We start from the raw sequence: 18414 nt of genomic DNA, 5'->3' as shown, positions 1-18414 counted from the left end.
CCGCGGTCGCGGCGGCCGTCGTGCTGACGCCGGCCGCCGCCGCCCCCGCGCACGCCGCCGGCTACCGCTACTGGTCGTTTTGGGAGAGCGACGGCACCGGGAAGTGGGCGTACGCCACGCAGGGCCCGGCGACCGCCCGCCCCGCCGACGGGGACGTGATCGGCTTCCGCTTCGCCGTCAGCGAGGACGCGAACGACGCCGCCCAGCCCTCCGCCGCCCCCGACTTCGCGGCGATCTGCGCCGGTACGGAGAAGGCGGAGAAGAAGGCCGGCACCAAGCGGGTCGCGGTCGTCATCGACTTCGGCGGTCCGCTGGACGCCCCGCCGGGCGAGACACCGCCGGACAAGCTCCTCAAGGCGGGCTGCCCGCGGGTGCGGGAGGACGCGACCAGCGCGGAGGCGCTCGCGGCGGTGGCCGCGCCGCTGCGGTACGACAGCGCGGCGCTGCTGTGCGGCATCGCGGGCTACCCGGCGAAGGGCTGCGGCGACCAGGTCGCGGGGACATCGCCCCGGCCCTCGGGATCGGAGCGCTCCACCGGACAACCCACCGCGACCGTCACCACGAGGGCGGACGGCGAGTCCGGCGGGCCCTCCGTCGGCGCCCTCGCCGGTGGTGTCGCCGTGCTCGCGCTCGGGGGCGCCGCCGTCTGGAAGGCCCGCCGCCGCGGATGAGCCCGGCCCCCCGCATGATCCGCGCCCCCGAGGCGAACCGCTCCAACGCCCTGCACGCCGGCGCCTGGTGGCTCTGGGCCCTCGGCCTGGCCGTCGCCGCCTCCCGTACCACCGACCCGCTCCTCCTCGGCCTGATCGTGGGCGTCGCCGGCTATGTCGTCGCCGCCCGCCGTACGGACGCGCCCTGGGCGCGCTCGTACGGGGCGTTCGTGAAGCTGGGCCTGTTCGTCGTCTTCCTGCGCGTGGTCTTCTCGGTGGTCCTCGGCTCGTCCGTCCCGGGCACGCACGAGCTGTTCACCCTGCCCGAGGTGCCGTTGCCCGAGTGGGCGCAAGGGGTACGGATCGGGGGCCGGGTCACCGCCGAGCAGATCGTCTTCGCGGTGTACGACGGCGCCAAGCTGGCAACCCTGCTGATCTGCGTGGGCGCGGCGAACGCGCTCGCCAATCCGGCGCGGCTGCTCAAGTCGCTGCCGGGCGCCCTGTACGAGGTCGGGGTCGCCGTCGTCGTGGCGATGACCTTCGCGCCGAACATGGTGGCGGACGTGGTGCGGCTGCGAACGGCCCGGCGGCTGCGGGGGCGGCCGACGGGCGGGGTACGGGCGGTGCTCCAGATCGGACTGCCGGTTCTGGAGGGCGCGCTGGAGCGGTCGATCGCGGTGGCGGCGTCGATGGACGCGCGCGGTTACGGCCGTACGGCGTCGGTGCCGTCGGCCGTGCGGCGCACGACCGACGTGCTGACGCTCGGCGGGCTGCTCGGCGTGTGCGCGGGATCGTACGGTCTGCTGGCGGCGGAGGGCGCGGGGTACGGACTGCCGCTCGTCGCCGGTGGTCTGGCGGCGGCCGTGGCCGGGCTCCGGCTCGGCGGCCGCCGCGCGGTACGCAGCCGGTACCGGCCCGACCGGTGGGGCGCGCGGGCGTGGCTCGTGGCCGGGTCGGGCGTGGCGGTGGCGGCGCTGATGGTGTGGGCGAACGCCTACGCGTACGAGGCGCTGCACCCCGGGGTCGTCCCTCTGGTGGCGCCGGAACTGCCGTTGTGGCCCGCCCTGTCCGTCCTGGTGGGCCTGGTGCCCGCGTTCGTCGCCCCCGTCCCCGAGGAGTCCCGAGTCCCGTGATCCGCTTCGAGAACGTCTCGGTGACGTACGGGGACCCGGGCGGCGCGCCCACGCTCCGGGACGTGGACCTGACCGTCCCGGAGGGGGAACTGGTCCTGCTCGTCGGCCCGTCGGGCGTGGGCAAGTCGACGCTCCTGGGCGCGGTGTCGGGACTCGTCCCGCACTTCACGGGCGGGACGCTGAAGGGCCGGGTGACGGTCGCCGGCCGGGACACGCGGACGCACAAGCCGCGCGAACTGGCGGACGTGGTCGGCACGGTGGGGCAGGACCCGCGCGCGCACTTCGTCACGGACACGGTCGAGGACGAACTGGCGTACGGCATGGAGTCGCTGGGCCTGGCACCCGCGGTGATGCGGCGCCGGGTGGAGGAGACCCTGGACCTGCTGGGGCTCGCGGAGCTCCGCGACCGGCCGATCGCCACGCTGTCCGGCGGCCAGCAGCAGCGGGTGGCGATCGGCTCGGTCCTGACACCGCACCCCAAGGTCCTCGTCCTGGACGAACCGACGTCGGCACTGGACCCGGCGGCGGCGGAGGACGTCCTGGCGGTGCTCCAGCGCCTGGTCCACGACCTCGGCACGACGGTCCTGATGGCCGAGCACCGCCTGGAGCGGGTGGTGCAGTACGCGGACCAGGTGCTGCTCCTGCCGGAGGGCGTCATGGGCCCGCCGACGGACATCATGGCGATGTCCCCGGTCCACCCTCCGGTGGTGGCTCTGGGCCGCCTGGCGGGCTGGACCCCGCTCCCTCTGACGGTCCGCGACGCGAGGCGGGGGGCGGGTCCCCTGCGGGAGCGTCTTACGGGGCTCCGCCCCGAGCCCCGGCCCTCGAACGGCGGGCGGGCTGGGAATGCGGCCTCGCCGGCGTTCGAGGCGCGGGGGTCCGGGGGCGGAGCCGCCGGTTTCCGGTTCTGGCGGCGCCCGACCCGCGAGGCCCTCCTCTCGGACGCCCTCGTCGATGTCCGCGCCCTCGGCGTCCGCCGCGGCCGCGTCGAAGCGCTGCGGCGCGTCGAGCTGACCGTGCGGCCCGGCGAGACCGTCGCCCTCATGGGCCGTAACGGCGCCGGAAAGTCCACCCTCCTCGGCTCGCTCGTCGGCATGGTCGAGCCCACCTCCGGCAGCGTCCTCGTGAGCGGCCGGGTCCCCCACCGCACCGATCCGCGCGAGCTGATCCGGCAGGTCGCTCTCGTACCGCAGGAGCCGCGCGATCTGCTGTACGCGGACACGGTCGCCGCCGAGTGCGCCGCCGCCGACACCGACGCGGGCGCCGCGCCCGGGACCTGCCGGGCCGTCGTGTCCGAGCTGCTGCCGGGCGTGGCGGACGACACCCATCCGCGCGACCTGTCGGAAGGGCAGCGCCTCGCGCTTGCCCTGGCCGTCGTGCTCACCGGTCGACCGCCGCTGCTCCTCCTCGACGAGCCGACCCGAGGGCTCGACTACGCGGCCAAGACGCGTCTCGTGGCGCATCTGCGCGGCCTGGCCGCCGAGGGGCATGGCATCGTGCTGGCCACGCACGACGTGGAGCTGGCCGCCGAGCTGGCGCACCGGGTGGTGATCCTGGCGAGCGGCGAGGTCGTCGCGGACGGCCCGACGGCCGAGGTGGTCGTCTCCTCCCCCGCTTTCTCGCCGCAGGTCGCCAAGATCCTCGCCCCGCAGCCGTGGCTCACGGTCGAGCAGGTCAGGGAGGCCCTGTGACCCCCTCGCCGAGCACCTCACCGAACTCCTCACCGAGCACCTCCTCACGCGCCTCCGCGCGACCCATCCGGCTCGGACCGCGTGCGGTCGCCGCCCTCGTCCTCATCTCCCTGATCGGGGCCATGGCCTTCGGCTGGCCGCTGCTCGCGGACTCCTCCGCCGCCCTCACCTCGCACTCCGCCGACGCGCCCTGGCTCTTCGCCGCCCTGCTGCCGCTGCTCGTCGCGGTCGTCGTCGCGACGATCGCCGACAGCGGGATGGACGCGAAGGCGGTCGCGATGCTGGGCGTGCTGGCCGCCGTGGGGGCCGCCCTGCGGCCGCTCGGGGCCGGGACGGCCGGTCTGGAGCCGATGTTCTTCCTGATGGTGCTGAGCGGCCGGGTCCTCGGGCCGGGCTTCGGCTTCGTCCTCGGCGCGGTGACGATGTTCGCGTCGGCCCTACTCACCGGCGGTGTGGGGCCCTGGATGCCGTTCCAGATGCTGTCGATGGGCTGGTTCACCATGGGCGCGGGCCTGCTGCCCGGCCCGGAGCGGCTGCGGGGCCGCGCCGAGCTGCTGATGCTCTCCGCGTACGGCTTCCTGGCGGCCTTCGCGTACGGCACGATCATGAACCTGTACGGCTGGACGATCGTGCCCGGTCTGGCCTCCGGCGTCTCCTTCGTGTCCGGCGACCCGCTGCACGAGAACCTGCCGCGGTTCGCCGCGTACGTCGTCGCCACCTCCCTCGGCTGGGACCTCGGCCGCGCCGCGCTCACCGTCGTCCTCACCCTGACCGTCGGCGGCACTGTCCTGAAGGCGCTCCGGCGGGCGACACGGCGGGCGAACTTCGAGGCCCAGGTCACATTCGAGGGGCCTGGAGGGGCCCCTCGCGGTGAGGCGCCCCACAGGACGTAGGTCACGTACGAGCCGGAATAGGAGTGGGACAGGTCGGGTCAAATCGCCCCATAACCCACCGCCACCTGCGGGAACATCCGGCCGACGGTCGACCGTCTCCGGGACGTTCGCCCTGGATGCGAAAGTGCCTAGTACAGGGGGTCGTTGCGCCAGGCTTCCCGCCCTGCTTGTCTGGTGGACGTCGCCAGGCAGCCGCCGCTCGTCGCAGCGCCTCGGACAGGCCGAATCCCACGATCTCCGGGACCCCCCGGGCTCTGGTTCCGGCTTGCCGAAAACGTCTGGTGCGCCCCTTGCCCCCGACGTTAGGTCGCTTCGTGTTCCGCTCGCTCTCCACTCGTGTCTCGTCCCGCAAGAAGACCTTCGCCGCCTCCGCAGCCGTGCTGCTGGGCGCCTCGGGTGCGGTGCTCGGCACGACGTCCACGGCTTCGGCCGCGACTCCCCAGGAGATCGCCAAGCAGATCGTTCCGGCTTCGCAGTACCAGGCCTTCAGCAAGATCGTCTCCCACGAGTCCGGCTGGAACCCTGCCGCCACCAACTCGTCCAGCGGTGCCTACGGCCTCGTCCAGGCCCTCCCGGCCTCGAAGATGTCCTCGGCCGGCTCCGACTGGAAGACGAACCCGGCCACCCAGATCAAGTGGGGCCTGAACTACATGAACGAGCGCTACGGCAGCCCGAACGCCGCCTGGGCGTTCTGGCAGGCCAACGGCTGGTACTGAGCCGACAGCAGGTAGCCGGCGCGTAGCGGTCAGCCCGTGGCGGCCGGCAGCCACACGCGAGGTCCCGCCCTCCTTCCGGAGGGGCGGGGCCTGCCGCGTTTCAGGCCTAACCGGCCGCCGCGCCCAGCAGCCTCAGGGTGTGGGGCCACAGGTCGTCCATGACCCCGGGGTCGTTCTTGAGCTTGGCGAAGAGGACCATGCCCTCGAGCTGGGCGACCACCGCCCGGGCGGTGGCGACCGTGGCCCGCTCCGCCGGGACGGCGCCCTCGGCGGCCGCCTCGGCGAGGACGGCGGCGACGAGTTCGATCTGCTCGTCGAAGATCTCCTCCAGGCGGGCCCGGACGCCGGGCTCCTGGGTACTGAGCTCCAGAGCGAGGTTGCCCAGCAGGCAGCCGTCGACCGTTCCCGAGGTCTCCTTCGTGCGCCGCTGCACGGCCGCCATGGCGTCCAACAGGCGCCGCAGCCGGTCGAGGGCGGGCGCGGAGCGGGCGAACTCGCCGGTCCAGCAGGTGCGTTCACCCTGCCAGTAGGCGTCGACGACCTCGACGGTCAGGGCCTGCTTGGACTCGAAGAAGTGGTAGAAGCTGCCCTTCTTCACCTCCGCCCGGGCGCAGATCTCCGCGACGCCGAGGCTGCCGTAGCCACGGCTGCGCATGAGGTCGCCGGCGGCGTCGAGCAGTCGTTCGCGGGCCGTACTGGTCCTTCCCATGGCGTCACTATACGGGCGGTCAACTACTACCGGCCCGACCGGTGTGGTTTTTAGTTGACCGGTCGTCTAGTGTCCTCGGCATCGACGGGCGTCCGGCCCGCCGCGACGCAGGAGGCCACGCATGTCCGCCGTACCCATCACCGTCGCCGTCGTCCATCACAGCGGGTACGGGCACACCGCCCGCCAGGCCGCAGCCGTGGCCGAGGGCGTCGGCTCCGTGCCCGGAGTCCGCGCCGACCAGCGTGATGTGTCGGTGCTCGACGACGAGCTGTGGGCGGCCCTCGCCGCGGCGGAGGCGATCGTCTTCGGCTCCCCCACCTACATGGGCTCCACGTCGGCCGTCTTCCAGCGGTTCGCCGAGGCGAGCGCGCCGGTCTGGGCCGCGCGCGGCTGGCAGGACAAGCTCGCGGCCGGCTTCACCACCTCGGCCGGGGTGAACGGCAACAAGGACAACGCCCTGCTGTCCATGACCGTCTTCGCCGCCCAGCACGGCATGACGTGGGTGCCGCTGGGCCTCGCGCCCGGCTGGATCTACTCCTCCGGGGGCAGCCCCGAAGACCTCAACCGGCTCGGCGGCTTCGTTGGCGCCATGGCCCAGTCGCCCTCCGATCTCGGCCCGGAGCAGGCACCCGGCGCGTCCGACCTGCGCACGGCCCGGCACCTGGGCGAGCGCGTGGCGCGGGCGGCGCTGCGCCAGGCCCTGGGTCGCGAGGCCGAGAGCGCCCTGGCGGTGACCGCGTGAGGCCGGGGCGTCTCGGGGAGTCCCTCGGGATCGAGCTCCCCATCGTCCAGGGGCCTTTCGGGGGTGGGCTCTCCTCGGTCGAGCTGGCCGTCGCGGTGTCGGAGGGCGGTGGACTCGGCTCGTACGGGGCACACCTCCTCGCCCCGGAGGAGATCACCGACCTCGTGGCCCGCCTGAAGGCGGACACGGACCGGCCGTTCGCGGTGAACCTGTGGGTGCCGCTGGAGGACGGCACGGCGCTCCGGCCGTCCGAGGCCGAACTCGCCGCGCACGTGGCGCGGTTGAAGCCGTACTACGACGAGCTCGGCGTGACCGCGCCGACGGCCGCCGGCGTGGCGGCCCGGCCGGATTTCGACGCACAGCTGGACGCCCTGATCGCCGCAGCCCCGCCGGTGATCAGCCTGGTGATGGGGTTGCCGGCCCCGCGGCTCGTCGAGGAGACGAGGCGGCTCGGTATCGCGCTGATCGGTACGGCGACGACGGTGGACGAGGCCGTGGCCCTGGAACGTTCGGGCGTGGACGCGATCGTCGCGTCCGGCACCGACGCGGGCGGCCACCGGGGCGCCTTCCTGCGTCCGGTACGGGAGTCACTGGTCGGCACGTTCTCGCTGGTTCCGCAGGTGGTGGACGCCGTGACAGTGCCGGTGGTCGCGGCGGGCGGGATCGCCGACGGCCGCGGGATCGCGGCCGCGCTCGCCCTCGGCGCGGACGCGGTCCAGATCGGGACGGGCTTCCTCGTCTCCCGCGAGTCGGGTGCGAGCGCCGTCCACAAGCGGGCACTCGGCACGCCGGAGGCCCGCACGACGGTCCTGACCCGCCTCTTCTCGGGCCGTACCGCGCGCGGGATCCCGAACCGGTTCGTCCGCGACATGGCGGCCCACGAGGATCACGTACCGCCGTATCCCGTGCAGAACGCCCTGATGCAGCCGATCCGCCGAGCGGCGGGGGCGCAGGGGCGGCCCGAGTACGTGAACCTGTGGGCGGGCCAGGCGGCGGCGCTTGCCCAGGAGTCGCCCGCGGCGGGGGCGTACCTCGCCGATCTCGTCGAGGAGGCGGACCGGTTGCTGAAGCGCTGACGCGCTGACGCGCTGACGCGCTGACGCGCTGACGCGCGACGGGGGACGCGCGACGGAGAGAGCGGTTCCGGACGCGTCGGCCGTCCGGAACCACTCCCCCGACCCCGCGCCGGCTACAGCCGCTGGATGATGGTGCCGGTGGCCAGCGCCCCGCCCGCGCACATCGTGATCAGCGCGAACTCCTTGTCCGCACGCTCCAGTTCGTGCAGCGCGGTGGTGATCAGCCGTGCTCCGGTCGCGCCGACCGGGTGGCCGAGCGCGATGGCGCCGCCGTTGACGTTGACCTTCGTCAGACCGTCCAGGTCCCCTTCGAACTCCTGGGCCCAGCTCAGCACCACCGAGGCGAAGGCCTCGTTGATCTCGACGAGGTCGATGTCCCTCAGCGACATCCCGGCCTTGCCGAGCACCGCGCGGGTGGCGTCGATCGGCCCGTCGAGGTGGAAGTGCGGGTCGGAGCCGACCAGCGCCTGGGCGACGATCCGGGCGCGCGGGCGCAGCTTGAGGGCGCGCGCCGTGCGCTTGGAGGCCCACATCAGGGCGCAGGCGCCGTCGGAGATCTGGGACGAGTTGCCCGCGGTGTGGACGGCGGTCGGCATGACGGGCTTGAGCCGGGCGAGCGCCTCCATGCTGGTGTCCCGCAGCCCCTCGTCGCGGTCGACAAGCCGCCACATGCCCTGCCCGGCGGCCTGTTCCTCCTCGGTGGTCGGGACCTGGACGGCGAAGGTCTCGCGCTTGAAGCGCTCCTCGGACCAGGCGATCGCGGCCCGCTCCTGGGAGAGGAGGCCGAGGGAGTCGACCCGTTCGCGGGTGAGTCCCCGGCGCCGGGCGATGCGCTCGGCGGCCTCGAACTGGTTGGGAAGGTCGACGTTCCACTCGTCCGGCCAGGGCTTTCCGGGGCCGTGCTTGGAACCTGAGCCGAGCGGGACGCGCGACATGGCCTCCACGCCGCAGCTGATGCCGATGTCGACGACCCCGGCGGCGATCATGTTGGCGACCATGTGGCTCGCCTGCTGCGAGGAGCCGCACTGGCAGTCGACGGTGGTGGCGGCGGTCTCGTAGGGCAGGCCCATGGTGAGCCAGGCGTTGCGCGCCGGGTTCATGGACTGCTCGCCGGCGTGGGTGACCGTACCGCCGACGATCTGCTCGACGCAGTCGGCGGGGATGCCGGTGCGGCCGAGGAGCTCGCGGTAGGTCTCACCCAGGAGGTAGGCGGGGTGGAGATTGGCGAGCGCGCCTCCGCGCTTGCCGATGGGGGTGCGTACGGCTTCGACGATGACGGGTTCCGCGGCCATGAGCTCGTCCTCTCCTCGCCCCTGGCGGGGTGTCCCGGCACCTCGCCACAGGGAACTAGTACGCGTTCTAGTTCTCCGTGCAGTCTTATGACTGCTACCGCCGGTACGCAAGGGTCGTGCACACACCCGCGTGCACCGTCTCGCGACAACAGTTCCCGCTCCGGGCCTTGCGGCTTGTAGAACTCGTTACTACCTTTCGGACACCTCGCACCTTCTGATGGATCGTCAGACAAGCGCCTCCCGGACAAGCTCGTCTCAGACATGGAGTGTGTTGCCGATGCCCTGCCCTCACCTCCCCGAAGGGTTCGACGCCACCGACCCCGATCTGCTCCAGAGCCGCATCCCCTTCCCGGAGTTCGCGCAGCTGCGTCAGACCGCGCCTGTCTGGTGGTGCCCTCAGCCGCGCGGTGTCACCGGCTTCGACGACGAGGGCTACTGGGCCGTCACCCGCCACGCGGACGTCAAGTACGTCTCCACGCACCCGGAGTTGTTCTCCTCCACCGAGAACACGGCCGTCATCCGCTTCAACGAGCACATCACCCGGGACCAGATCGAGGTCCAGAAACTGATCATGCTCAACATGGACCCGCCGGAGCACACCCGGGTCCGCCAGATCGTCCAGCGCGGCTTCACCCCGCGCGCGATCCGGAACCTGGAGACGGCCCTGCGCGCGCGGGCGCGGGCGATCGTCGAGGAGGCGAAGCAGAACGCCGGCGCGCGGAGCTCGGGGAGCTCGGGGAGCTCGAACGGCCGGGGCGGCGCGGAGGGCGGGGGCGCGGACGGCGCGAACGACGCGGAGGGCGGGGACCGTGGGGACGGGTCCTTCGACTTCGTCACGCAGGTCGCCGTGGAGCTGCCGCTCCAGGCGATCGCCGAACTCATCGGCGTACCGCAGGAGGACCGCTCCCGGATCTTCGACTGGTCGAACAAGATGATCGGGTACGACGATCCCGAGTACGCCATCACGGAGGAGATCGGCGCCGAGGCCGCCATGGAGCTCATCGGCTACTCGATGAACATGGCCGCCGCCCGCAAGGAGTGCCCGGCCGGGGACATCGTGACCCAGCTGGTCGCGGCCGAGGGCCAGGGCAACCTCTCCTCGGACGAGTTCGGCTTCTTCGTGCTGCTGCTCGCGGTGGCCGGGAACGAGACGACCCGCAACGCCATCAGCCACGGCATGCACGCCTTCCTGACGCACCCCGACCAGTGGGAGCTGTTCAAGCGCGAGCGGCCCGCGACCGCGGCGGAGGAGATCGTGCGCTGGGCGACCCCCGTCGTCTCCTTCCAGCGGACGGCGACCCAGGACACCGAGCTCGGCGGCCAGAAGATCCGCAAGGGCGACCGGATCGGCCTGTTCTACTCCTCGGCCAACAACGACCCCGAGGTCTTCGGCAACCCGGAGGACTTCGACATCACCCGCGATCCGAACCCGCATCTCGGCTTCGGCGGCGGAGGCCCGCACTTCTGCCTCGGCAAGTCCCTCGCCATCAACGAGATCGAGCTGATCTTCAACGCGCTCGCGGACGTACTGCCCGATCTCACCCTCGTCGGCGAGCCGCGCCGGCTCCGCGCGGCCTGGCTGAACGGGATCAAGGAACTCCGGGTCCGCGTGGCCGGCTGACGTGGGAGGCGGGGGCACATCCCCCTACGCCCGGCCCCCGCCGCTCTCGCCGGATCTCCGTCCGGAACCGGATCTTCGTCGGCCGCGTCTGACCCCGCATGCGGGGGACACAGAGAATCCTGGCCATGCTCGTCGCGCTGCTCGCGCTGCAGTCGGTCTCGCTCGTCGCACCGGCCCACGCGTGCGGCTGCGGGGCCATGATCCCGGACCGGTCGCAGCGGATCGGCGTCGACCGGGAGACCTCGGCCGTGCGCTGGGACGGCCGTACGGAGCAGATCGTCATGCGCTTCACCGTGCGCGGGAACGCCCAGCGGGCCGCCTGGATCATGCCCGTGCCCGGGAGGGCGGACGTCGAGCTCGGCGACCCGGAGCTCTTCGACGCGCTCGAAGGCCTGACCCGGCCCGTCTACCGGGAACGGCACTATTTCTGGCCACGGGGCCGCGACTGGCCCTTCGCCGACGACGACACGGACGGCGCGGGCGCCGCGCCGCCCGGCAGGAGCCCGGCGGACGTCGCGGTCGTCGGACGCGAGCGGCTCGGTCCCTTCGACGTGGCGCGGCTGACGGCCACCGACCCCGAGGCGCTGAGCGGCTGGCTGGAGAAGAACGGCTTCGAGCTGCCGGACCGGCTGGCCGGCGAACTGGAGCCGTACGTCGAGCAGAAGTGGGAGTACGTCGCGATCCGCCTCGCACCCGCTGCCGAGAACGGGACCGACGGTGCCGTGCTGCGAGGCGAACTCGACCCGCTGAAGATCACCTTCGCGAGCGACCGGCTCGTCTACCCGATGCGGCTCTCGCGGCTGGCGCGGACCCCGCAGTCCCTCGGCCTGTACGTCCTCGCCGACCACCGCATGGAGCCGCGCGGCGACATCGGCGGAGCGAAGCCCGAGATCACGTACGCGGGCGCGATCGCCGGCCGTTCGGGTCCCGTCGCGGAGCTCACCGGCGGGCGGCCGGCTTTCCTCACCGCCCTCGACCAGGACTTCCCCGAGCCGTCACGCATCGACGGCGACCACGAACTGAGGACGGTCGCCGACGCCCCGTACCAAGAGGTCGTCCACACCGACCGGCTGCTCACCGTCGGCGGTGGCATCCCGGTCTGGATCCTGGCGGTGACCGGCGCGCTGGTGGCGGCGGTCGGCACCGTCGTGGCGGTACGGTTCCGGCGAGCGCGTGCTGGGGTACGTTCGGCCGCATGACCAACGATCAGTGGACCGCCGTCGACCGCTACATCACGGATCTGCTCGCCCCCGCCGACGACGCGCTCGCCGCCACCCTCGCCGACTCCACGGCCGCCGGACTCCCCGAGATCGCCGTGGCTCCCAACCAGGGCAAGCTGCTGAACCTGCTCGTCGCGACGCAGGGCGCCCGCAGCGTCCTGGAGATCGGCACGCTCGGCGGCTACAGCACGATCTGGATGGCCAGGGCGCTGCCCGCCGACGGCCGGTTGATCACGCTGGAGTACAACCCGGTCCACGCGGACGTGGCCCGCGCCAACATCGCCCGGGCAGGGCTCGACAAGATCGTCGAGGTCCGGACGGGCGCGGCCCTGGACACCCTGCCGCGGCTGGAGGAGGAGGGCGCGGGCCCGTTCGACCTCGTCTTCGTCGACGCCGACAAGGTCAACAACCCGCGCTACGTGGAGTGGGCGCTGAAACTCTCCCGCCCCGGCACGGTGATCATCGTGGACAACGTCGTGCGCGGCGGCGGGGTCGCCACCCCGCATCCGGACGACGCGGCGATCACCGGGACCCGCGCGATGTTCGAACTCGTCTCGCGCGAGCCCCGGTTGGACGCGACGGCGTTCCAGACGGTGGGGACGAAGGGCTACGACGGGCTGCTGCTCGCCCGCGTCGTGGAGTAGGCGGGGCCGGTGGAGTGGCCGGGGGCGCTCGACCGCCAGCCGACGAGGAGCGGCACCTCGCCGGAGGCGTCGAGCACGACCACTCCGAAGGGCCGGTCGAAGGCGATCCGCTCGACGACCCGGTGCCGGGGCGGGGCGGCGCCGCGGGTCATCGCGACGGCGGTGACGGCGGCGGCCTCCACTCCCTCCTCGGCGACCTCGACGAGGGCCTCCTGCGCGGCGGCGGAGATCCACAGCGGCCGCTCGGCCGAGAGCCCGGTGAAGTCGGCCTCCGGCCGGGTCGCCAGGCCGACGCCGAGTGCGCCGAGCCGGGCGTGCACATCGGTCTTCGTACGGAGCGAGAAGCGTGGCAGGGCGAGGTCGACGGCCTCGGCGGCGAGGTGTTCCCGCCGGGTGGGGGGCGCCCAGGCGGCGGCCAGCACCTCGGCGGCGCCCACCCCCGCACCCGCACCGGCGCCCTTCGGTCCGAGGACGAAACGGACCAGCGCTCCCCGCTCCCCCTCGCACGGCAGCTCCACCACGGTGACCGCGCCCACGCCGGCCGCACCCACGCCCGTCGCGCTCACCGTCCAGACCCACCGTGCGGGCAGCCGCTGATGCATCGTCGGTACGGCGACGGTGGCGCCTGCGGCGTCCGTGAAGGGCTCGTCCCGCGTGAGGGCCGGCGCGAACCGGGCCTGCCAGGAAGCCTTCAGGGCGAGGGCGTTGACGAGGACGAGCGCCTCGGACCCGTCCAGGGAGAGCGGTAGCCGGTCGATCCGGCCGGCGGTGGCCTCCCGTACCCAGGCGTCGAGCCGCGCCTGGGCGTCCCGGCCCAGCGGCCCGGATCCCACGTCCGGCAGTGCCCGGGTCCAGGAGGGGAGCAGCGGAATGCCGCTCCACACGCCGGTCGCCATGTCCAGCGCGTCCGTCCCGGCCAGCTCGCGCCCCACGGCCGTCACCGCGTCGGCCGCCTCCGCTCCCGCGACACCGAGCACCGCCCGCAACTCCTCGGCGGCGCCGTCCCGGGCTCCGGAGGCGACCGCGCCGAGCGCCAGCCACAGTCCGGCCGGCGAGCAGACGAAGTCCTCCGCACCACCCCCACCGCCACCGTCGCCGTCGCCGTCGCCGTCGCTCAGTAGCCGCAGCCAGCGCTCCGCGAGCGCGCGGACCGCGCCCGCGCGCGTGATCAGTTCCGTCCCACCCATATCCTGCCCTTCATGAGCATCGTGAAGATCAACGTACTGACCGTCCCGGCCGACCAGCGCGAGGTTCTCGAGCAGCGCTTCGCGTCCCGCGCCGGGGCCGTGGAGGGCTCCGACGGCTTCGAGTGGTTCGAGCTGCTGCGCCCGCTGGAGGGTACGGACCAGTACCTGGTCTACACCCGCTGGCGCAGCGAGGAGGACTTCCAGAACTGGATGAGCGGTTCCATGAAGGCCGCCCACCAGGGCACTTCGGGAGGCGCCGAGGGCGAGAGCGGTGGCCGGCCGAAGCCCGCCGCGACCGGCTCCACCCTGTGGTCGTTCGAGGTCGTGCAGCAGGCGTCGCCGAAGTGACCGCCTGGACCATGCACGCCGAGGGCCACGACGGCCCCGACGCCACCGCCCTGCGCCGTGAGTACTACGACGAGGTCGCGAGCCGGTACTGGAAGCGGCCCGCGACGGAGGCGGAGATCGACGAGGGGCTGACGAACGACGGGGTGGAGCTGCTGACCCCGCCGACAGGCCAGTTCCTCGTGGCCCGGTTCGAGGGCAGGCCGGCGGGCTGCGGCGGCGTCCTGCTCCTGGACGGGGAGCGGGCCGAGCTGACGCGCGTGTTCCTCCGCCCGTCCTTCCGCGGCCTCGGCGGCGCGGGCGCCCTCCTCCGCGCGCTGGAGGAGGCGGCGGCCGAACTGGGCGCGCGCCGCATGGTCCTCAACACCCGCCTGGACCTCATCGAGGCCCGCACGCTCTACACCCGCCATGGTTACGCGGAGATCCCGGCGTACTGCGAGGGCCCGTACATGGAGATCTGGTACGGCAAGGAACTCGGGGCCCGTCAGGGCGTTCCGGGGAACGGAGCCGCCGCCTAGGCGTGATGGTCGCGGGGCGGCTCGGGCAGGTGGGGTCGCTCCGCGTCCGATCCGCTCAGTTCGGCCGTGAGTTCCTCGACGAGCTTCACCAGGTCCGTCGGCCGGTCCGGGCCCCACCAGTCGCCGAGCAGTTCGGCGAGCGACTCCTCGCGCGCCTTCGCCAGGCGGGTCGCGGTCTCCACGCCCTCCTCGGTGAGGATCAGTTGCAGCCCCTCGCGGCGGGCGAGGTGCCGCTCCTCGACCTGCCGGGCCGCCTCCGTGATCGCCCGCAGTGGTACGGGGGCGGTCTCGGCGAGCCGGGCGGGTTCCACGGTCCCGTGGCGGCGGATCCGCAGCAACAGCCAGCTCGCGGCCGGCAGCAGGTCGAGCCCGGCCTTCGCGGTGATCTTCTCGTAGATCGCCTTGCGCCCCTCGCGCGAGCCCAGCACCGACAGGGCCCGCGCGCACTCGTCGTACGAGGAGCGTTCCACCGGGTTGGAGGCGAGCGTCTGGCTGGTGTCGGGGGCGGTGACCGAGCCGCGCAGCTTGTCCTCCTTGAGGAACCAGGCGACGACGAAGGCGAGGAGGACCACCGGTGCCGCGTAGAGGAAGACGTCGGTGATGGAGGTCGCGTAGGCGTGCAGGACCGGGGGGCGCAGCTCGGGCGGGAGGGCGCTGACGGTCCGTGGGTCCGCGGCGATCTGGTCGGGCCCGGTCCCGGGCGGCAGTGACTGTCCGGCGAGGGCGTCGTCCAGCTTGGCGTTGAGCCGGTTGGTGAAGATCGTGCCGAAGACGGCGACGCCGAAGGACGCGCCGATGGAGCGGAAGAACGTGGCCCCGGAGGTGGCGACGCCGAGGTCCTCGTACGAGACGGCGTTCTGGACCACCAGCACGAGCACCTGCATGACCAGGCCGAGGCCGGCTCCGAAGACGAAGAAGTAGACGCTCATCTGCCAGGTGGAACTGGTCTCGGTCAGCTCGTTGAGAAGCAGCAGCCCGAGGGCGGTGAGCGCGGTGCCCGCGAGGGGGAAGATCTTCCAGCGGCCGGTGCGGGAGACGATCTGGCCGGAGGCGGTCGAGGTGATGAGCATGCCGAGGACCATCGGCAGCATGTGGACGCCGGACATGGTCGGTGTCACGCCCTGCACGACCTGGAGGAAGGTCGGAAGGTAGGTCATGGCGCCGAACATCGCGAAGCCCACGACGAAGCTGATGACCGACACGAGGGTGAAGGTCCGGGTCCGGAACAGCTTCAGGGGCAGTACGGGTTCGGCCGCGCGTCGCTCCACGTACACGAACCAGACCAGCAGGACGACTCCGAGGACGGCCAGTCCGATGATCTGCGGGGAGCCCCACGCCCACGTCGTACCGCCGAGGGAGGCCACGAGAACCAGGCAGGTGGCGACCGAGGCGATGAGGAAGGTACCGAGGTAGTCGATGGTGTGCCGGGTGGAGCGGACCGGGATGTGCAGCACGGCGGCGATCACGAAGAGGGCGACGACTCCGATGGGCAGGTTGATGTAGAAGACCCAGCGCCAGGAGAGGTGCTCGGTGAAGACTCCGCCGAGCAGCGGGCCGAGGACGCTGGTGGCTCCGAAGACGGCGCCGAACAGGCCCTGGTACCTGCCGCGCTCCCGGGGCGAGACGAGGTCGCCGACGATCGCCATGGACAGGACCATGAGCCCGCCGCCGCCGAGGCCCTGGACGGCGCGGAAGGCGATGAGCTGGGGCATGTTCTGGGCGATGCCGCAGAGGGCGGAGCCGATGAGGAAGAGAACGATGGCGGTCTGGAAGAGCTTTTTACGGCCGTACTGGTCGCCGAGTTTGCCCCACAAGGGGGTCGCGGCCGTCGCGGCGAGCATGTAGGCGGTGACCACCCAGGAAAGGTGCTCCATGCCGCCGAGCTCGCTGACGATGGTCGGCAGGGCGGTGGAGACGATGGTCTGGTCGAGTGCCGCCAGCAGCATGCCGAGCAGCAGCGCCCCGATCGCCACGAGGACGGTGCGGTGGCTGTGTCCCTCCCCCGGCGCGGGGCCGCCGCCTACGTCCGGCGTACGTACTTCCTGGGCCATGGGCATCTCCTCCGGTCCGTACACCCCCATCCTGATCGTTATGTCCGCATATGGCCTGCCGAGCCACTGTGCATAATCACTGTCAGTTGACTTGGGAGGGGACCCACTGTGGTCGGACACGTCTGTCCTGAATGCGGTGTACACAGACCGGACTGCACCTGCGGCCAGGATTTCGATCCGCTGCGGATCCGCCCGTACGTGACGCTGGAAACGCCGGCATCGAACGCCGCACACGAGCCACCGCCGGCACCGCCCGCACCCCTCACGCCTACGGCTCCGATACCGACACCTCCGCCTGTCCCGGCTGCCGGCGAATCGCCGGCCGCCACCGACGCCCGTTCCGGCCGTCCCGAACATTTCGCGCACCCCCAGCACGTCGAGGACCTCGGACACGTCGAGGACTTCGGATACGTCGAGGACTTCGGGCGGGAGCGGCCGGTCACGCGGCGACGGGGCGGGCTGGTGGCGCTCGCGGCGGCCGTCGCGGTCGCCGTCGTCGGCACGGCGGCGCTCGCGGCCGGCCTGCTGGACGGCGAGGGCGACACGGACGACCGGGCGGCCGTACCCACGGTCACGACGAGCGCGTCCGAGAACGTCGCGGTGTCCGAGGCCCCGACGTCGACACCCTCCGCGTCGTCCACGGCGCCGCCGAGCTCCGCCCCGGCCGCCGCCTCGCCGTCCGAGTCACGCTCCACATCTCCTTCCCCCTCCCCTTCAGCGTCGGCCGTCCGGACCACGGCGGCCACCGCCGACGCCCCCGCCGGTCCGCCTTCGCCCTCGACCGGCACAAACGGTCCCGGACCGACCTCGACGCCCTCCCAGGACGCCGAGGAAGAACCCACCCTGCGGCGCGGCGACTCGGGTCCGGAGGTCACGGAGCTCCAGCGGCGGCTGAGAGAGATCGGACTGTACGAAGGCCCGATGAACGGGGAGTACAACCGGCGCGTCCAGGAGGGAGTCGCGCGCTACCAGTCGTACATGCACATCGAGGAGGACCCCGAGGGCGTGTACGGCCCGGAAACGCGCCGCGCGCTGGAGCAGGTGACGGACGGCTGAGGTCCGCCATCCGGAACGGGGTGGCGCGGCGGGCCCTCGTTTTGTATCGTGATGGAACAAAGTGGCCCCGCTCGCACTCCCTGACCGGTGAGCGGGTCCACTTCGTTCTCCTCCCACCCCTTCTGGAGACCGCTGATGTCTGCCACCACCCCGGCAACGCTCACCGCCCGCGCCCTTCTGCTCGACATGGACGGCACGCTCGTGAACTCCGACGCCGTCGTGGAGCGCTGCTGGCGCCGCTGGGCGGTGCGACACGGCCTCGATCCCGAGCAGGCGCTGAAGGTCGTCCACGGACGCCAGGGGTACGCGACGATGGCCGTCCTCCTCCCGGACCGGCCCATGGAGCAGAACTACGCGGACAACCGGGTGATGCTGGCCGAGGAGACGGCCGATCTCGACGGCGTCGTGCCCGTCCCGGGCGCCCCCGCCTTCATGGCCGCCATCGCGTACCTGCCGCACGCTCTGGTGACCTCCGCGAACGAGCCCCTCGCCCGGGCCCGTATGGGCGCGGCGGGGCTGCGGATGCCGGAGACCCGGGTCACGGCGGAGTGCGTCGGCGCGAGCAAGCCGGACCCCGAGGGCTTCCTCAAGGGCGCGGCCGAGCTGGGCTTCGACCCGGCCGACTGCGTGGTCTTCGAGGACAGCGAGGCCGGCATCCTGGCGGGTCGCGCCGCGGGCATGCGGGTGGTGGGCGTGGGCCCGAGGGCGGCTGCCTTCACCCCGGACGTCCACGTTCGGGACCTCACCTCTGTGAGCGCCGAGGCCGTCGCCGACACGATCCGCCTCACCTTCCACCCCTGACTCGAAGCCCTTGCCGCCACCACTCACCGGGCGGCGCCCGGGCCACGGCCCGACAAAGCCCATCCCCTC

At 72.7% G+C, this 18414-nt stretch carries 18 protein-coding genes; 14 read left to right on the top strand and 4 right to left on the bottom strand.

The annotated features are described in order from the left end of the window. The 5 genes from IE136_RS00565 to IE136_RS00545 form a co-directional block, all read left to right on the top strand. A partial coding sequence (locus IE136_RS00565; RefSeq protein ID WP_189599129.1) for an SCO2322 family protein occupies nucleotides 1-671 on the top strand: 671 nt, incomplete at its 5' end. Further along, entirely contained in the window at nucleotides 668-1783 is a 1116-nt protein-coding gene (locus IE136_RS00560) for an energy-coupling factor transporter transmembrane component T (protein ID WP_189599128.1), read from the top strand. The genes IE136_RS00565 and IE136_RS00560, both read left to right, overlap by 4 nt. Next, on the top strand, nucleotides 1780-3474 hold the full coding sequence (locus IE136_RS00555) for an ABC transporter ATP-binding protein (protein WP_189599127.1): 1695 nt from the start codon (nucleotides 1780-1782) through the stop codon (nucleotides 3472-3474). The genes IE136_RS00560 and IE136_RS00555 overlap by 4 nt, the downstream gene beginning before the upstream one ends. Next, nucleotides 3471-4367 (top strand): ECF transporter S component, encoded by an 897-nt coding sequence (locus IE136_RS00550; protein WP_189599126.1) that lies wholly within the window; start codon nucleotides 3471-3473, stop codon nucleotides 4365-4367. The genes IE136_RS00555 and IE136_RS00550 overlap by 4 nt, the downstream gene beginning before the upstream one ends. A 314-nt stretch (nucleotides 4368-4681) precedes the next feature. Then, nucleotides 4682-5083 (top strand): aggregation-promoting factor C-terminal-like domain-containing protein, encoded by a 402-nt coding sequence (locus IE136_RS00545; protein WP_189599125.1) that lies wholly within the window; start codon nucleotides 4682-4684, stop codon nucleotides 5081-5083. Nucleotides 5084-5189: 106 nt separating this feature from the next. Here the strand turns inward: IE136_RS00545 and IE136_RS00540 are convergent, their stop codons facing one another. Further along, nucleotides 5190-5792, bottom strand: a complete 603-nt coding sequence (locus IE136_RS00540) for a TetR/AcrR family transcriptional regulator (protein ID WP_189599124.1) — start codon at nucleotides 5790-5792, stop codon at nucleotides 5190-5192. Nucleotides 5793-5913: 121 nt separating this feature from the next. Here IE136_RS00540 and IE136_RS00535 point away from each other — a divergent pair, with 121 nt between their 5' ends. Next, on the top strand, nucleotides 5914-6534 hold the full coding sequence (locus tag IE136_RS00535; RefSeq protein WP_189599123.1) for a flavodoxin family protein: 621 nt from the start codon (nucleotides 5914-5916) through the stop codon (nucleotides 6532-6534). Then, nucleotides 6531-7610: an NAD(P)H-dependent flavin oxidoreductase gene (locus IE136_RS00530; RefSeq protein ID WP_189599122.1), complete on the top strand. Its 1080-nt coding sequence runs from the start codon at nucleotides 6531-6533 to the stop codon at nucleotides 7608-7610. Before IE136_RS00535 ends, IE136_RS00530 begins: the two co-directional genes overlap by 4 nt. 113 nt (nucleotides 7611-7723) lie before the next feature. Here IE136_RS00530 and IE136_RS00525 read toward each other — a convergent pair whose 3' ends face one another. Next, nucleotides 7724-8902 carry a steroid 3-ketoacyl-CoA thiolase gene (locus IE136_RS00525; protein WP_158986891.1) on the bottom strand — a complete coding sequence of 393 codons (1179 nt, stop codon included), beginning with the start codon at nucleotides 8900-8902 and terminating at the stop codon, nucleotides 7724-7726. Nucleotides 8903-9179: 277 nt separating this feature from the next. On the opposite strand from IE136_RS00525, the gene IE136_RS00520 reads away from it, so the two are divergent. The 3 genes from IE136_RS00520 (at nucleotide 9180) to IE136_RS00510 (ending at nucleotide 12387) form a co-directional block, all read left to right on the top strand. After that, complete coding sequence (locus tag IE136_RS00520) at nucleotides 9180-10523, top strand: cytochrome P450 (protein ID WP_158986893.1); 1344 nt, start codon at nucleotides 9180-9182, stop codon at nucleotides 10521-10523. Nucleotides 10524-10648: 125 nt separating this feature from the next. After that, complete coding sequence (locus IE136_RS00515; protein WP_229818576.1) at nucleotides 10649-11722, top strand: DUF2330 domain-containing protein; 1074 nt, start codon at nucleotides 10649-10651, stop codon at nucleotides 11720-11722. Then, nucleotides 11719-12387, top strand: a complete 669-nt coding sequence (locus tag IE136_RS00510; RefSeq protein WP_158986897.1) for an O-methyltransferase — start codon at nucleotides 11719-11721, stop codon at nucleotides 12385-12387. Before IE136_RS00515 ends, IE136_RS00510 begins: the two co-directional genes overlap by 4 nt. Here the strand turns inward: IE136_RS00510 and IE136_RS00505 are convergent. Continuing rightward, nucleotides 12351-13574, bottom strand: a complete 1224-nt coding sequence (locus IE136_RS00505; RefSeq protein ID WP_189599121.1) for a serpin family protein — start codon at nucleotides 13572-13574, stop codon at nucleotides 12351-12353. The two genes, IE136_RS00510 and IE136_RS00505, sit on opposite strands and share 37 nt — an antisense overlap. A gap of 12 nt (nucleotides 13575-13586) precedes the next feature. Between IE136_RS00505 and IE136_RS00500 the strand changes: the two genes are divergently transcribed. Together IE136_RS00500 and IE136_RS00495 are read left to right on the top strand one after the other, a co-directional pair. Beyond that, nucleotides 13587-13922, top strand: a complete 336-nt coding sequence (locus IE136_RS00500) for an antibiotic biosynthesis monooxygenase family protein (protein ID WP_189599120.1) — start codon at nucleotides 13587-13589, stop codon at nucleotides 13920-13922. 11 nt (nucleotides 13923-13933) lie between these two features. Further along, entirely contained in the window at nucleotides 13934-14437 is a 504-nt protein-coding gene (locus IE136_RS00495; RefSeq protein ID WP_189599325.1) for a GNAT family N-acetyltransferase, read from the top strand. Here IE136_RS00495 and IE136_RS00490 read toward each other — a convergent pair. Continuing rightward, nucleotides 14434-16488, bottom strand: a complete 2055-nt coding sequence (locus IE136_RS00490) for an MDR family MFS transporter (protein ID WP_189599119.1) — start codon at nucleotides 16486-16488, stop codon at nucleotides 14434-14436. The two genes, IE136_RS00495 and IE136_RS00490, sit on opposite strands and share 4 nt — an antisense overlap. Nucleotides 16489-16686: 198 nt before the next feature. On the opposite strand from IE136_RS00490, the gene IE136_RS00485 reads away from it, so the two are divergent. Together IE136_RS00485 and IE136_RS00480 are read left to right on the top strand one after the other, a co-directional pair. Continuing rightward, nucleotides 16687-17544: a peptidoglycan-binding domain-containing protein gene (locus IE136_RS00485; protein ID WP_158986903.1), complete on the top strand. Its 858-nt coding sequence runs from the start codon at nucleotides 16687-16689 to the stop codon at nucleotides 17542-17544. A gap of 135 nt (nucleotides 17545-17679) precedes the next feature. Next, a complete protein-coding gene (locus tag IE136_RS00480; protein WP_189599118.1) occupies nucleotides 17680-18345 on the top strand; it encodes an HAD-IA family hydrolase in 666 nt (221 codons plus the stop codon). Nucleotides 18346-18414: the final 69 nt, after the last annotated feature.

The organism is Streptomyces lateritius, assembly GCF_014649715.1.
GTDB lineage: Bacteria > Actinomycetota > Actinomycetes > Streptomycetales > Streptomycetaceae > Streptomyces > Streptomyces lateritius.
This window is presented reverse-complemented; position numbering and strand designations above follow the sequence as displayed.

Excerpts from the sequence above, each read along its gene's own strand:
- IE136_RS00560 (WP_189599128.1), top strand. The coding sequence starts at position 668 with ATGAGCCCGGCCCCCCGCATGATCCGCGCCCCCGAGGCGAACCGCTCC.
- IE136_RS00520 (WP_158986893.1), top strand. The coding sequence starts at position 9,180 with ATGCCCTGCCCTCACCTCCCCGAAGGGTTCGACGCCACCGACCCCGAT.
- IE136_RS00535 (WP_189599123.1), top strand. The coding sequence starts at position 5,914 with ATGTCCGCCGTACCCATCACCGTCGCCGTCGTCCATCACAGCGGGTAC.
- IE136_RS00510 (WP_158986897.1), top strand. The coding sequence starts at position 11,719 with ATGACCAACGATCAGTGGACCGCCGTCGACCGCTACATCACGGATCTG.
- IE136_RS00505 (WP_189599121.1), bottom strand. The coding sequence starts at position 13,574 with ATGGGTGGGACGGAACTGATCACGCGCGCGGGCGCGGTCCGCGCGCTC.
- IE136_RS00525 (WP_158986891.1), bottom strand. The coding sequence starts at position 8,902 with ATGGCCGCGGAACCCGTCATCGTCGAAGCCGTACGCACCCCCATCGGC.
- IE136_RS00490 (WP_189599119.1), bottom strand. The coding sequence starts at position 16,488 with ATGGCCCAGGAAGTACGTACGCCGGACGTAGGCGGCGGCCCCGCGCCG.
- IE136_RS00480 (WP_189599118.1), top strand. The coding sequence starts at position 17,680 with ATGTCTGCCACCACCCCGGCAACGCTCACCGCCCGCGCCCTTCTGCTC.
- IE136_RS00495 (WP_189599325.1), top strand. The coding sequence starts at position 13,934 with ATGCACGCCGAGGGCCACGACGGCCCCGACGCCACCGCCCTGCGCCGT.
- IE136_RS00500 (WP_189599120.1), top strand. The coding sequence starts at position 13,587 with ATGAGCATCGTGAAGATCAACGTACTGACCGTCCCGGCCGACCAGCGC.
- IE136_RS00540 (WP_189599124.1), bottom strand. The coding sequence starts at position 5,792 with ATGGGAAGGACCAGTACGGCCCGCGAACGACTGCTCGACGCCGCCGGC.
- IE136_RS00515 (WP_229818576.1), top strand. The coding sequence starts at position 10,649 with ATGCTCGTCGCGCTGCTCGCGCTGCAGTCGGTCTCGCTCGTCGCACCG.